This is a genomic window from Pseudomonas sp. TMW22080 (assembly GCF_022496745.1).
Classification (GTDB): domain Bacteria; phylum Pseudomonadota; class Gammaproteobacteria; order Pseudomonadales; family Pseudomonadaceae; genus Aquipseudomonas; species Aquipseudomonas bubulae.
The window spans coordinates 152,230-165,970 of sequence record NZ_SCFF01000007.1 but is presented as its reverse complement, the minus strand read 5'-3'; the positions used below and the strand labels follow the sequence as shown (position 1 = coordinate 165,970).

At 58.6% G+C, this 13,741-nt stretch carries 10 protein-coding genes; 7 read left to right on the top strand and 3 right to left on the bottom strand.

Annotated elements, in window-relative coordinates; genetic code table 11:
• The first annotated feature begins 194 nt into the window (after positions 1-194).
• From panB to EQV96_RS22605, 7 genes are all read left to right on the top strand, one after another.
• Positions 195-995 (top strand): 3-methyl-2-oxobutanoate hydroxymethyltransferase, encoded by an 801-nt coding sequence (gene panB, locus EQV96_RS22635; protein WP_095018772.1) that lies wholly within the window; start codon positions 195-197, stop codon positions 993-995.
• On the top strand, positions 992-1,852 hold the full coding sequence (panC, locus tag EQV96_RS22630; RefSeq protein WP_095002563.1) for a pantoate--beta-alanine ligase: 861 nt from the start codon (positions 992-994) through the stop codon (positions 1,850-1,852). Before panB ends, panC begins: the two co-directional genes overlap by 4 nt.
• Positions 1,853-2,117: 265 nt before the next feature.
• On the top strand, positions 2,118-3,782 hold the full coding sequence (gene pgi, locus EQV96_RS22625; protein WP_095018771.1) for a glucose-6-phosphate isomerase: 1,665 nt from the start codon (positions 2,118-2,120) through the stop codon (positions 3,780-3,782).
• Positions 3,783-3,834: 52 nt separating this feature from the next.
• Complete coding sequence (locus EQV96_RS22620) at positions 3,835-4,704, top strand: oxygenase MpaB family protein (RefSeq protein WP_095002561.1); 870 nt, start codon at positions 3,835-3,837, stop codon at positions 4,702-4,704.
• A 157-nt stretch (positions 4,705-4,861) separates the two neighbouring features.
• Entirely contained in the window at positions 4,862-6,043 is a 1,182-nt protein-coding gene (locus EQV96_RS22615) for an acetyl-CoA C-acetyltransferase (protein ID WP_095002560.1), read from the top strand.
• 177 nt (positions 6,044-6,220) lie between these two features.
• Positions 6,221-7,234 (top strand): class I SAM-dependent methyltransferase, encoded by a 1,014-nt coding sequence (locus tag EQV96_RS22610; protein ID WP_095002559.1) that lies wholly within the window; start codon positions 6,221-6,223, stop codon positions 7,232-7,234.
• Positions 7,235-7,322: 88 nt separating this feature from the next.
• A complete protein-coding gene (locus EQV96_RS22605) occupies positions 7,323-10,238 on the top strand; it encodes a DUF748 domain-containing protein (protein ID WP_095002558.1) in 2,916 nt (971 codons plus the stop codon).
• Between the two features lie 253 nt (positions 10,239-10,491).
• Here the strand turns inward: EQV96_RS22605 and EQV96_RS22600 are convergent, their stop codons facing one another.
• The 3 genes from EQV96_RS22600 to rpsO all read right to left on the bottom strand — a co-directional run bounded on the left by EQV96_RS22600 (position 10,492) and on the right by rpsO (position 13,732).
• Positions 10,492-10,845 (bottom strand): BON domain-containing protein, encoded by a 354-nt coding sequence (locus EQV96_RS22600; protein ID WP_095002557.1) that lies wholly within the window; start codon positions 10,843-10,845, stop codon positions 10,492-10,494.
• Between the two features lie 287 nt (positions 10,846-11,132).
• On the bottom strand, positions 11,133-13,238 hold the full coding sequence (gene pnp / locus EQV96_RS22595; RefSeq protein WP_095002556.1) for a polyribonucleotide nucleotidyltransferase: 2,106 nt from the start codon (positions 13,236-13,238) through the stop codon (positions 11,133-11,135).
• A 224-nt stretch (positions 13,239-13,462) separates the two neighbouring features.
• Entirely contained in the window at positions 13,463-13,732 is a 270-nt protein-coding gene (gene rpsO / locus EQV96_RS22590; protein WP_016783433.1) for a 30S ribosomal protein S15, read from the bottom strand.
• Between the last annotated feature and the right edge of the window lie 9 nt (positions 13,733-13,741).

The window sequence follows — 13,741 nt, the reverse complement described above, 5'->3', positions numbered from 1 at the left end:
CCATTGCGGTAACACCCGGAATTGACTTCCAGTGCCCTCGTCACGACTATAGGCATCCCGCAGCCATCCACAGGATGGTGCAATGTGAAAAGCAGGCTTTATAAGCGCCCTCTATAAAGGTGTGCCTGTTCATAACGATGAATCACACGCGTTACTCGCAGTGGTTACCACACTGCCTGACGAGGATCCTTTTCATGCCAGCTATTACCCTGACCACCCTGCAAGGCCTTAAGCAAAAAGGTGAAAAAATCACCATGCTGACGTGCTATGACGCCACCTTCGCCCACGCCTGCAATCAGGCCGGTGTTGAAGTGCTATTGGTAGGCGACTCCCTGGGCATGGTTCTACAAGGGCATGACAGTACATTGCCTGTGACGACCGCTGACATGGCCTACCACGTGGCCTGCGTCAAACGCGGTAACCAGGACGCTCTGATCCTGGCGGACATGGCCTTTATGGCCAACGCCACCCTGGAACAAAGCCTCAACAACAGCGCGGTGCTGATGAAGGCCGGCGCGCATATGGTCAAGGTCGAAGGCGCCGTGTGGCTGGCCGAGTCGATCCGGGCCATGACTGAACGCGGCATCCCCGTGTGCGCGCATATGGGCCTGACCCCGCAGACCGTGAACGTGCTGGGGGGTTACAAGGTACAAGGCCGCAACGAAAACCAGGCGCGCCAGATGCGTGCCGATGCCATTGCCCTGGAACAGGCGGGGGCGGCCATGCTGCTGCTCGAATGTGTACCCAGCGAACTGGCAAAAGAGATCACCCACGCGGTCAAGATCCCGGTCATCGGCATCGGCGCCGGCAGTGACACCGACGGCCAGGTCCTGGTGCTGCACGACATGCTGGGCCTTTCACTGACCGGCCGCGTGCCCAAGTTCGTGAAAAACTTCATGAGCGGCCAGCCCGATATCCAGTCCGCCCTGCGCGCCTACGTCACTGAAGTCAAAGCCGTCAGCTTTCCTGCTACCGAACACGGATTCTCTGCATGAACACAGTTAAAACCGTTCGCGAACTGCGCGCCGTCATCGCCCGCGCACGCCGTGAAGGCAAACAGATAGCACTGGTCCCGACCATGGGCAATCTGCACAGTGGCCATGGCGCACTGGTAACCACCGCCGCACAACAAGCCGATTTCGTGGTGGCGAGCATTTTCGTCAACCCGCTGCAGTTTGGCGCCAACGAAGATCTGGATACCTATCCGCGCACCTTGGCAGCCGACCAGGAAAGGCTTCTGCAGGCAGGCTGTGACTTGCTGTTTGCCCCGACCGTTGAAGAAATGTACCCCAACGGCATGGACGGCCTGACCCGTGTTACTGCTGCCAAATTAAGCAATGAACTGTGCGGCAGCCGTCGCCCGGGGCATTTCGATGGTGTGACCACCGTGGTCAGCAAGCTGTTCAACATGGTTCAGCCCGACCTGGCGATCTTTGGGCAAAAAGACTACCAACAGCTGGCAGTCATTCGCGCAATGGTCAACGATCTGAACTTCCCGATCCAGATCATCAGCGAACCCACCGTGCGCGCCGAAGACGGCCTGGCCCTGTCCTCGCGCAATGGTTACCTGAGCGAAGAGCAGCGAGCCCTGGCGCCAGCGCTGTACCGTCACCTGAGTGAAATGGCGCGCGCCATCGAAGCCGGTGAGCGCGACTACCCGGCCCTGGTGCGCCAGCATCTGGCGCAAATCGAAGCCATTGGTTTTCGTCCGGACTACCTGGAAGTGCGCCACGCACAGACCTTGCTACCGGCGCAGGCGACTGATCGCGACCTGGTAATTCTGGTTGCGGCCTTCCTGGGTGCCACCCGTTTGATCGACAACGTACATCTTAATCTCGACAGCGCGCTCTGACAGAGTCGCCTGTGCGGAACCGCGGAATGACCCGCACTCCATAAAGAAACACTGAAACGTTTCACCTGCTGTGACGTAACTGTGACAAAAGTTACTTCTCGGTGTCAGACAAAGCCAAGACAGAAGCAGGCGCGAAGGTTACTGTAATCGCCCTGCTTCCAGTTAACGTGCAGAATCAGACCGACCGAACGCCTGAACAAGAAAAACCAGGCGCAGGTGTTTTCAGTGTCCAAAGGCAGTTCAAGCAAAAAGGATATCCGCAGCGATGGCGTACTACCGCACCCCTCACGACGTTACCGCTCTGCCCGCTTGGCAAGCGTTGAAACTTCACCGTGCCAGCATGCAAAACTTCAGCATGCGTGACGCGTTTAACAGCAACCCGAAACGTTTTGAAGAATTCACCCTGAGCAGCTGCGGGCTGTTTCTGGACTACTCGAAAAACCTGATCACCAACGAGACCCGCGACCTTCTGGTCGACCTCGCCAATGAGGTCGACCTCAAAGGCGCGATCAAATCGCTGTTCAGCGGTGAAATCGTCAACGCCTCCGAAGGTCGCCCGGCCTTGCACACCGCGCTGCGTCGCCCGGTTGCCGACAAACTGTCGGTCAACGGCGTGAACATCATGCCCGAGGTGCATAAAGTCCTGAACCAGATGACCGAGCTGGTCGGCCGGATTCACGACGGTCTGTGGCGCGGTTACACCGAGAAGCCAATCACCGACATCGTCAATATCGGCATCGGCGGCTCGTTCCTCGGCCCTGAGCTGGTTTCTGAAGCGCTGCTGTCCTACGCGCAAAAAGGTGTGCGCTGCCATTACCTGGCGAACATCGACGGCAGTGAGTTCCATGAACTGACCGCAAAACTGCGCGCTGAAACCACCCTATTTATCGTTTCGTCCAAATCATTCAATACCCTCGAAACCCTGAAAAACGCCCAGGCGGCACGAGCCTGGTACCTCGCCCAGGGCGGTTCGGAAGCTGAGCTGCATCGCCACTTTATCGCCGTATCGAGCAACAACGCGGCAGCCGTGGCATTCGGTATTCGAGAAGAAAACATCTTCCCGATGTGGGACTGGGTCGGCGGGCGTTACTCGCTGTGGTCGGCCATCGGTCTGCCAATTGCCCTGGCCATCGGCATGTCCAACTTCAAAGAGCTGCTGTCCGGTGCCTACAGCATGGACCAGCACTTCCAGACTGCTCCGTTCGAGCAGAACATGCCGGTACTGATGGCCGCACTGGGCGTGTGGTATGGCAACTTCTGGGGCGCGCAAAGCCACGCGATCCTGCCGTACGACCACTACCTGCGCAACATCACCAAGCACTTGCAACAACTGGATATGGAATCCAACGGCAAGAGCGTGCGCCAGGACGGCACTCCGGTGTCAACCGATACTGGCCCGGTGATCTGGGGTGGAGTGGGCTGCAACGGTCAGCATGCGTACCACCAATTGCTGCACCAAGGCACCCAACTGATCCCGGCCGACTTTATCGTGCCGATTGTCAGCTTCAACCCGGTGTCCGACCACCATCAATGGCTGTATGCCAACTGCCTGTCGCAAAGCCAGGCGCTGATGCTGGGTAAAACCCGCGCAGAAGCCGAAGCTGAACTGCGCGACAAGGGCATGAGCGAAGAAGAAGTTAAAAAACTGGCGCCGCACAAGGTGATCCCGGGCAACCGCCCGAGCAATACCCTGGTGGTGGAACGCATCAGCCCGCGCCGTCTGGGTGCACTGGTGGCGCTGTATGAACACAAAGTGTTTGTGCAAAGCGTGATCTGGGGCATCAACGCCTTCGACCAATGGGGTGTTGAACTGGGCAAGGAGCTGGGCAAGGGCGTATACAACCGCCTGACCGGTATCCAGGAAGAGCCTGCCGACGATGCGTCGACCCAGGGCCTGATCAACTACTTCCGCGGCCGTCACCGCGGGTGATTGATAGCCAGCCAGTTTTCATCGACTGGCTGGCACCATCGAGAAAGGCATAATGGAATTTATCCGCCGCCCCATCGAGCGCCAGATCATGAGCCTGACCGGGCTTTCCCTCGGCAAGCTCGACCTCGAAAACCCCAAGGGCGACCCCGGCCTGTTCGGCCCGGACTCCATCAGTTGGCAGGTCCACGGTGACTTCACCAGCATGCTGATTGGCGGCATCAGCGCCTTGATGCTGCAAGCCTTGCACCCACTGGCCCTGGCCGGGGTGTGGGACCACTCCAGTTTCCGCGAAGACATGCTGGGTCGGCTACGCCGCACCGGGCAGTTCATTTCAGGTACCACCTTCGGCGCCACTGGCGATGCCAACTGGCTGATCGACAAAGTGCGCACCATCCACCTGCAAGTCAGCGGCACCGGTCTCGATGGCCGCCCCTATGCGGCCAGCGACCCCGAGCTGCTGACCTGGGTGCATGTGGCCGAAGTCAGCAATTTTCTCGCCGCCCACCTGCGCTATCGCAACCCGCATTTATCCGCTGAAGATCAGGACCGCTACTACGACGAAATCGCCATGATCGCTGAACGCCTGGGCGCCACCCACGTACCGCGCTCACGTCAGCAAGTAGCCGATTACCTCGACAGCGTTCGCCCGCAATTGCTTTGCGATGAGCGCAGCCGTGAAGTCATTCGCCTGCTGCTCAACGCCCCTGCCCCCAGCCTGCTAGCCAAACCATTTGGTGCATTGATGATGCAGGCCGGGATCGATTTACTGCCCGACTGGGCCAGCGACCAGTTGGGGCTGCAACAACACTCGATGATTCGCAAAGGGGTGCGGGCCGGGGTCAACAGCACCGCGCCAATCCTGCGCTGGGCCGTACGCAACGGTTCGGTACAACGGGCGCGACGGCGCATGGGGCTTGGCTGAAAACCGCTACGTTGCCATCGCGGGCAGGCCCGCACCCACAGGATCTGTGGTGCTCTTGTGGGAGCGGGCCTGCCCGCGATGAACTCAACACCGATTTATGCCACCATGCCCGCCTGAATCCGGACACAACACTCCAAGAATAAAGAGGACTCAAGCAATGCAAGACGTCGTAATCGTTGCGGCTACCCGCACCGCCGTTGGCAGCTTTCAAGGTTCGCTGGCCCATGTACCTGCCGTGGAACTGGGTGCCGCCGTCATTCGCCAATTACTCGCACAAACTGGCCTGGATGGCGCCCAGGTCGACGAAGTGATCATGGGTCAGGTACTGACCGCCGGTGCCGGGCAAAACCCTGCCCGCCAGGCGGCAATCAAGGCCGGCCTGCCGTTTGCGGTACCGGCACTGACCCTGAACAAGGTTTGCGGGTCGGGCCTCAAGGCCCTGCACCTGGGGGCCCAGGCCATTCGATGCGGCGATGCCGAGGTGATCATCGCCGGCGGCCAGGAAAACATGAGCCTGTCCAACTACATCATGCCCGGTGCCCGCACCGGTCTGCGCATGGGCCACAGTCAGATCGTCGACACCATGATCAGCGATGGCCTGTGGGATGCGTTCAACGACTACCACATGGGCATTACCGCCGAAAACCTTGTGGCTAAATACGACATCAGCCGTGAAGCGCAAGACGCCTTCGCCGCCGCCTCACAGCAAAAAGCCACTGCGGCGATTGAAGCCGGGCGCTTTGTCGATGAAATCACCCCCGTCCTGATCCCGCAGCGCAAAGGCGATCCGATCGCATTCACTACCGACGAGCAACCGCGCGCTGGCACCACCGCCGAATCGTTGGCAAAACTGCGTCCCGCATTCAAAAAAGACGGCTCTGTCACCGCAGGTAACGCCTCCTCACTCAATGACGGCGCAGCCGCGGTCATGCTCATGAGCGCCGCCAAGGCCAAGGCCCTGGGCTTGCCGGTGCTGGCCAAAATCGCGGCCTACGCCAATGCCGGCGTGGATCCGGCCATCATGGGCATCGGCCCGGTCAGTGCCACCCAGCGTTGCCTGAGCAAAGCCGGCTGGACTTTGCAGCAACTGGACCTGATCGAAGCCAACGAAGCCTTCGCCGCACAAGCGCTGGCCGTGGGCCAGGAACTGCAATGGGACGCGAGCAAGGTCAACGTCAATGGCGGCGCAATTGCCATTGGCCACCCTATTGGTGCGTCAGGTTGCCGGATCCTGGTGACCCTGCTTCACGAAATGCTCAAGCGCGACGCCAAAAAAGGCCTGGCCACCTTGTGCATCGGCGGTGGTCAGGGCGTAGCGCTGGCGATCGAGCGGGAGTAATGCAAAACGTGTAGATACTCTGTTGCCGGTCAAGCCATCCTGTGGGAGCGAGCCTGCTCGCGAACGACCTTCGCGAGCAGGCTCGCTCCCACAGCGGCTACAAGAGCAACGCAGCAATAATCACCAGCCCTATTCTGCTAAACTGCCGCGCCTTATCTGTCCCCCAAGGCGCAATGCATGTCTTCCTTGAATCAGGCGCTGCGCGCCGCCCTCGATAATCGTCACGACCTGTTGGCCGAGCTGCACGCCCAGGGCACCGACTGCTATCGCCTGTTCCACGGCAGCCAGGAAGGCGCCGGCGGCCTGACCATCGACCGCTACGGCCCGCAACTGCTGGTACAAAGCTTTCATCAACGTCTTGAGCGCGATGACTTGCTGCAACTGCACGAAGCCATCAATCGCCACCTGGGCCTCGACCTGCTGCTGGTCTACAACGACCGCTCCCAGGGCAACTCGCGTATCGACCGCGAAGACACCGTGTACCGCGCCGAAGACGCCGCCCTTGAAGACACCGTCGGCCACGAATGGGGCCTCAAGTACCGGGTGCGCGGCCGCCATGCCGGGCAAGACCCGCTGTTGTTTCTCGACCTGCGCAACGCCCGTGGCTGGGTCAAGCAGCACAGTGCCGGCAAAAGCGTGCTCAACCTGTTCTCCTACACCTGTGGTGTTGGCCTGAGTGCCGCTGCAGGTGGAGCCAGCGAAGTCTGCAACCTCGATTTCGCCGAAGGCAATCTGGCGGTTGGTCGCGAAAACGGCCTGCTGAACCCTGAACTGCCAAAAATGAAATTCGTACAGTCCGACTATTTCGCGGCCATCCGCCAATTGGCCGGTCTGCCAATCATTCAGCGTCGTCACAAGCTGCCTGCCTACCCGCGCATGGATCAGCGTGAATACGACCTCGTGCTGCTCGACCCGCCTGCCTGGGCCAAGAGTGCCTTCGGCACGGTCGATCTGCTGCGCGACTACCAAAGCCTGCTCAAGCCGGCCGTACTGACCACCGCACCAGACGGCGTATTGATCTGCTGCAACAATCTGGCAAAGGTCAGCATGGACGACTGGCGCGAGCAGGTTTTGCGTTGCGCCGAGAAAGCTGGCCGCCCGGTTCGCGACTGGCAGGTCATGAGTCCGGCCAGCGATTTCCCGTCCCTGGATCAGCAGCCACCGCTGAAAACCCTGATCCTTCAGTTTTAATCCATTCTCCCAATACGGCGTTCGTCTCGGAACCAGAAACGCGTGCCATACTCCAAGGCACTTCCGACTGCTATAGACGACGCCCCACATGCTCAAAGGATTGATCCGCGCCCTTGGCGCCGTGCTGATTGCCATCGCACTTTACAGCGTGCTTGGGTTCCTGATCTTGCCGGGCATCGGCCTGCGCATCATCAACCAGCAACTGGCCAACTACGCCACGGTGCCCGCCCGACTCGACCGGCTGGAGTTCAACCCCTTCAGCCTTGAGCTGACCCTGTGGGGGTTCAGAGTCGGCGAACCGGGCAAGGAACAGGTCGGCTTCGAGCGGCTGTACACCAATCTGCAAGCCGACAGCCTGTGGACAAAAGCCCTGCACCTGGCCGACGTGCAGCTGGATAAACCCAAAACCGAGCTGCTGTTCAACAAGGACGGTACGCTCAACCTGACACAACTGTTCAAGCTGCCCGAGAGCGAGCCCACCCCGGCCGATCCCGAGAGCAAACCGTTCCCGCTGCGTATCGACAACATCAAGCTGGCGGGTGGCTACCTGCACTTCACCGATATGCGTCCCAGCGAACCCATCGAATTCCTCTATGACTCGATGGACCTGGAGCTGAAAAACCTCAGCACCCTGCCCGATGACAACGCCGATATGACCCTGGTGGCCGCAGGCCCTGCAGGCGGGCGGATCGACTGGACCGGCACCCTGAGCCTGGTACCCATCACCTCGACCGGCAAACTGAAAGTCACCGACGGCAAGATGAAAGTCTGGTGGCCCTATGTGCGCGATGCATTACCGCTGGCCCTGGAAGATGGCGTGCTGAATTTCAGCACCGACTACACCCTGAACCTGTCCAAAGAAACCGAAATGCTCCTGAGCAATGCCACGGCCAGCATCGCACCGCTCAAGATCAATGCCCCCGATGGCCGCCCGCTGGTGCGTCTGGAGCGCCTGGATGTCAGCGACACCAGCGTCGACCTGGCCAAACAGGAAGTGGTGGTCGGCAAGATCAACAGCCAGAACCTCGAAACCTGGGCCGCCCGCGAAAAAGACGGCCAGCTTGACTGGCAAAAGCTGTTTGCCAGCCAGCCCGACAAACCATCGACCAAAACCGAAGAAGTGGTGACCGTCGAAGCACCGAAAGCAGCCCCGGTGGCGCCTAGCAAACCCTGGGCCGTGCTGCTCAAGGATGTCGACCTGCGTGACTATCGCATCCACCTTGCCGACAAGGAGCCCAAAACCCCGGTGGAGCTGGAGGTCGGCCCGCTGAACCTGAACCTGAAAAACTTCGACAGCCTGAACCGTTCTCCTTTCACCCTCAACCTCGACACCGGCGTGGGCAAGCAAGGCAAACTCACCGCCAGCGGCGACGTCAGCCTGAGCCCGGTAAGCGCCAGGCTCAAGGTCAACACCAAAGATATCGACTTGCGTATCGCCCAGGCCTATATCGACCCGTTTATCCGCCTTGAGCTGCGTAGCGGCATGCTTGGCAGCGACCTGGCGGTTGATCTGAAAAGCACCGCCCCCCTGGCCTTTACCGTGGCCGGCCGCGCCCAGATCGATCAACTGCACACATTGGACACCCTGAAAAACCGCGACTTCCTGAAGTGGCAAAAACTGGTGCTGGAGGATCTGAAGTACCAGCACGGCGATAGCCTCTCGCTTGCACGGGTCAATTTCGAAAAGCCCTATGTGCGCTTCATGATCAACGATGACCGCACCACCAATATCGATGACCTGCTGATCCCGCAACCTGCAGGCAGTACGTCGGCCAAAGGCACGGCCAGCAAGGAAAAACCGCTGGGCATTCACATCGGCGCAATTGCGATCAACGATGGTTCGGCCAATTTCGCCGACTTCAGCCTGACACCCAACTTCCAGACCGCGGTTCAACAGCTCAACGGCCTGATTGGCACCATCGACAGCCGTAACCCCAAACCTGCCCCGGTCAATATTGCAGGCAAGGTCGACCGTTATGCGCCGGTGACCATCAAGGGCAGCGTCAACCCGTTTGACCCGATGGCCAGCCTGGATATCGCTACCAGCTTCAAGCGTGTCGAACTGACCACATTGACCCCCTACTCCGGGAAGTTTGCCGGTTACCGCATCCGCAAGGGTCGTCTCAACCTCGACCTGCATTACCTGATCACCAACGGCCAGCTCAAGGCCGAGAACAAACTCGTGGTCGAACAATTGCAGCTGGGGGAAAAGGTCGACAGCCCGGACGCCGTGGATCTGCCGATCAAACTGGCGATTGCCTTGCTCAAGGACACGGACGGCAAGATATCCATTGAACTGCCCATCAGTGGCGACCTCAACAACCCGCAGTTCAGCGTGATGCCGATTATCTGGCAAACGGTACGCAACCTGGTGCTGCGTGCCGCCCAGGCGCCCTTCAAGTTCATTGGCGGGCTGATCAGCGGCGGTGGAGCCGAGGACCTGGGCACCGTGTCATTCGCCCCAGGATCAAGCGAGCTGAGCCCTGAGGCACAAAAAGCCCTGACCACACTGGCCCAGGCCCTGAAAGAACGCCCGGCCTTACGCCTGGAGATCGAAGGTACGGCCGCACAGAGCAGCGATGGCCCTCTGATCGCCAAGGAACGTCTTGAGCGCGAGTTCCAGTACACCTACTACAAGATTCTCCAGCGCCGTGGCGACAAAGTACCGGCCAGCGCCGGCTTGCTCACCGTGCCGGACGATGAGAAAGGCCCGTTACTTGAAGGTATCTACCGCACGCGTCTCAAGCAGCAACCGCCTGCTGAATGGAAAGACCTGAGCCGTGACGAGCGCGCGGCCAAAATGACCGCGGCACTGATCGACTTCTGGAGCAAAAGCGAAGTGTTGTTGCGTCAGCTGGGGCAAGACCGTGCAAGCAGCATCAAGGACTACCTGGTGGACAAGGGCGGGCTGGCGGATGACCGCGTGTACTTTATCGATGCCACCCTGGGCCAAGCCGAGAGCGACGGCCGGGTAATCTCGCCACTGCATCTGGATAGCGAATAATGCACAACGTCGCTGATTTGTAGCAGCTGCCGAAGGCACGAGGCTGCGTTCGGCAGCTGCTACGCGGATTTTCGTAGCCCCAATCCCAAATAGACCCAATCCCAAAATAGAACAGCCCCCGACGCAAGCGCCGGGGGCTGTAATGGCCACATCCGTGTGGCCGTCGCATGAACCTTTTAAACAATGCCTGCAGGCGTACTGCTTCAATCACCTGCCAGAACCTTGTTCCCCCGGTTCTACGAGAAAGGGTGCTTTATTCCGCTTTCAGGCCATCAGCCGATACAGCTTTAACGCCTTTGATCTTTTTGGTGATCGCAACAGCAATCTCTTTTTGCGCTTCAGTCACCGGTACCATCGAGGACAGGGAAACAACGCCTTTGTTGGTTTCTACCTTGATGTCCGTGCCCGGAATGCCTTTTTCAGTGACCAGGTCAGCTTTTACTTTGGTAGTGATCCAGGTATCAGAAGTAGCTTCCTTGGCTTTGGTTACTTCGCCTGCAGCCACCACCATGGGTGCCTGGGTGGTCGCCTGGGCAGCAAATGCAGCATTGGCCATAGTCAGGGTCAGAGCGGTGGCAGTTGCGGCAGCGATAGCGAACTTCTTCATACGAGTAACTCCTGTCTTCTTTAGAATCTGCGCCGTCTTGCAGCAGCAGGGTTATCAGTACTATTGCAGGCCGCGTGCCAACTTTTAAAAACAAATAAACCTATATAAATCAACAACTTACAAAATAGCCAAAATTGCCCCGTCGTGCAAAATGCATGGCGCCGGTTAATTCTGCATGCAAGTTGCGGCTTTCGACTCGTGGCCTATGGCCCTATGGTGCTGACTTTGCTCCAGGCATAAAAAAAGGACCCCGAAGGGTCCTTTTTCAAAGCAGGTGTCGAGAGCGATTAAGCTTCCGAAGCCTTGGCAGCAGCGACGTCCTTGATGGACAGCTTGATACGGCCGCGGTTGTCCACGTCCAGTACCAGTACTTCCACTTCCTGACCTTCTTTCAGAATGTCAGTCACTTTCTCAACGCGAGCATCGCTCAGCATGGAGATGTGAACCAGGCCGTCTTTGCCCGGCAGGATGTTTACGAATGCGCCGAAGTCGACGATACGCTCAACCTTGCCCACGTAGATCTTGCCGATCTCGGCTTCAGCGGTGATGCCCAGAACGCGCTGACGCGCGGCTTCTGCTGCTTCCTTGGACTCGCCGAAGATCTTGATCGAACCGTCGTCTTCGATATCGATCGAAGCCTTGGTTTCTTCACAGATTGCACGGATCGTCGCGCCGCCTTTACCGATAACGTCACGGATTTTGTCGGTGTCGATTTTCATCGCGATCATGGTCGGAGCGTTGGCCGACAGTTCGTTGCGCGATACGGCAATGATCTGGTTCATCTGGCCCAAGATGTTCAGGCGAGCGTCCAGGGCCTGGCCCAGAGCGATCTCCATGATTTCTTCGGTGATGCCCTTGATCTTGATGTCCATCTGCAGCGCGGTAACACCTTTGGCGGTACCGGCTACCTTGAAGTCCATGTCGCCCAGGTGGTCTTCGTCACCCAGGATGTCGGTCAGAACAGCGAACTTCTCGCCTTCTTTAACCAGACCCATGGCGATACCGGCAACCGGCGCCTTCATCGGCACACCGGCATCCATCAGTGCCAGGGAAGCACCGCAAACCGATGCCATCGAGCTGGAACCGTTGGATTCGGTGATTTCCGATACAACACGGATGGTGTACGGGAACACGTCGGCAGCAGGCAGCATGGCTTGAACCGAACGACGGGCCAGACGGCCGTGACCGATTTCGCGACGACCAGCACCACCCATGCGACCACACTCACCTACCGAGAACGGAGGGAAGTTGTAGTGCAGCATGAACGGGTCTTTTTTCTCGCCTTCCAGGGTGTCCAGCAGTTGCGCGTCACGGGCAGTACCCAGAGTTGCAACAACCAGCGCCTGAGTTTCACCACGGGTGAACAGGGCCGAACCGTGGGTCTTCGGCAGAACGCCAACTTCGATGTTCAGAGGGCGAACAGTCTTGGTGTCACGACCATCGATACGCGGCTTGCCGTTAACGATGTTTTCGCGAACGGTGCGGTATTCGATTTCGCCGAATGCAGCTTTAACTTCGCTGGCAGAAGGCTGGCCTTCTTCACCGGACAGCTTGGCAACAACCTGATCCTTCAACTCGCCCAGACGCGCGTAACGGTCTGCCTTGACGGTGATGGTGTAAGCCTGGGAGATCGCTTCGCCGAACTCGGCACGGATAGCGCCCAGCAGTGCGGTCGCTTCCGGGGCAGCAGCCCAGTCCCAAGTTGGCTTGGCAGCTTCGGCAGCCAGCTCTTTGACAGCCTGGATAACCACCTGGAATTCGTCGTGGGCGAACAGTACGGCGCCCAGCATCTGGTCTTCGGTCAGCTCTTTGGCTTCCGATTCAACCATCAATACGGCTTCCGAAGTACCGGCAACAACCATGTCCAGGCTCGAAGCGGCCAGTTGCTCGTAAGTCGGGTTCAGCAGGTAACCGGTGCTTTCGTGGTAAGCAACGCGGGCAGCGCCGATCGGACCATCAAAAGGGATGCCGGAAATGGCCAGGGCAGCCGAAGTACCGATCATCGCAGCGACGTCCGGATCGGTTTTCTTGCTGGTGGACAGAACGGTGCAGACAACCTGCACTTCGTTCATGAAACCTTCTGGGAACAGCGGACGGATCGGACGGTCGATCAGACGCGACGTCAGGGTTTCTTTCTCGGAAGGGCGACCTTCACGCTTGAAGAAACCGCCAGGGATTTTACCCGCGGCGTAGGTTTTTTCCTGGTAGTGAACCGACAGAGGGAAAAAGCCCTTGCCTGGATCCGCTTGCTTGGAACCGACCACAGTCACCAACACGCTGACGTCGTCGTCAACGGTGACCAATACTGCGCCGGAAGCCTGACGGGCGATACGGCCAGTCTCGAGAGTAACGGTCGACTGACCGAACTGAAATTTTTTGATAACCGGGTTCACGGTGTCCTACCTTCTTTGTGGCTCTTGGGGAACGGGTTTCTTGCGAAAGTCATATGCAACATCGGGTGTTGGCCCGACTCAAGATGCTTACGAAAACAGCCCTATAGGCAAGCTTTCGTAAGAATCCGGGTAGTCCAGATAAAACTTGAGGCTGGAAGCCTGCCATGAGACTGCGGGAAACCCGCAGACACACGACAGACAACCAGCCTCTAGCAACATCGCTATTAGCGACGCAGACCCAGGCGAGCGATCAGCGCTTTGTAACGCTCAACGTTCTTGCCTTTCAGGTAGTCCAGCAGCTTGCGACGCTGGTTTACCATGCGGATCAGACCACGACGGGAGTGGTGATCTTTGCTGTTAGCTTTGAAGTGACCTTGCAGCGTGTTGATGTTAAAGGTCAGCAGTGCAACCTGCACTTCTGGAGAACCTGTATCACCTGGAGCTTGCTGGTAGTCTTTTACGATTTCTGCTTTGTGTTCAACTGTAAGTGCCATTTGGCTTTC

Coding starts and splice junctions, on each gene's coding strand:
- EQV96_RS22600 (WP_095002557.1), bottom strand. CDS start 10,845: ATGAAGAAGTTCGCTATCGCTGCCGCAACTGCCACCGCTCTGACCCTG.
- EQV96_RS22615 (WP_095002560.1), top strand. CDS start 4,862: ATGCAAGACGTCGTAATCGTTGCGGCTACCCGCACCGCCGTTGGCAGC.
- panC (WP_095002563.1), top strand. CDS start 992: ATGAACACAGTTAAAACCGTTCGCGAACTGCGCGCCGTCATCGCCCGC.
- rpsO (WP_016783433.1), bottom strand. CDS start 13,732: ATGGCACTTACAGTTGAACACAAAGCAGAAATCGTAAAAGACTACCAG.
- EQV96_RS22610 (WP_095002559.1), top strand. CDS start 6,221: ATGTCTTCCTTGAATCAGGCGCTGCGCGCCGCCCTCGATAATCGTCAC.
- EQV96_RS22605 (WP_095002558.1), top strand. CDS start 7,323: ATGCTCAAAGGATTGATCCGCGCCCTTGGCGCCGTGCTGATTGCCATC.
- EQV96_RS22620 (WP_095002561.1), top strand. CDS start 3,835: ATGGAATTTATCCGCCGCCCCATCGAGCGCCAGATCATGAGCCTGACC.
- panB (WP_095018772.1), top strand. CDS start 195: ATGCCAGCTATTACCCTGACCACCCTGCAAGGCCTTAAGCAAAAAGGT.
- pgi (WP_095018771.1), top strand. CDS start 2,118: ATGGCGTACTACCGCACCCCTCACGACGTTACCGCTCTGCCCGCTTGG.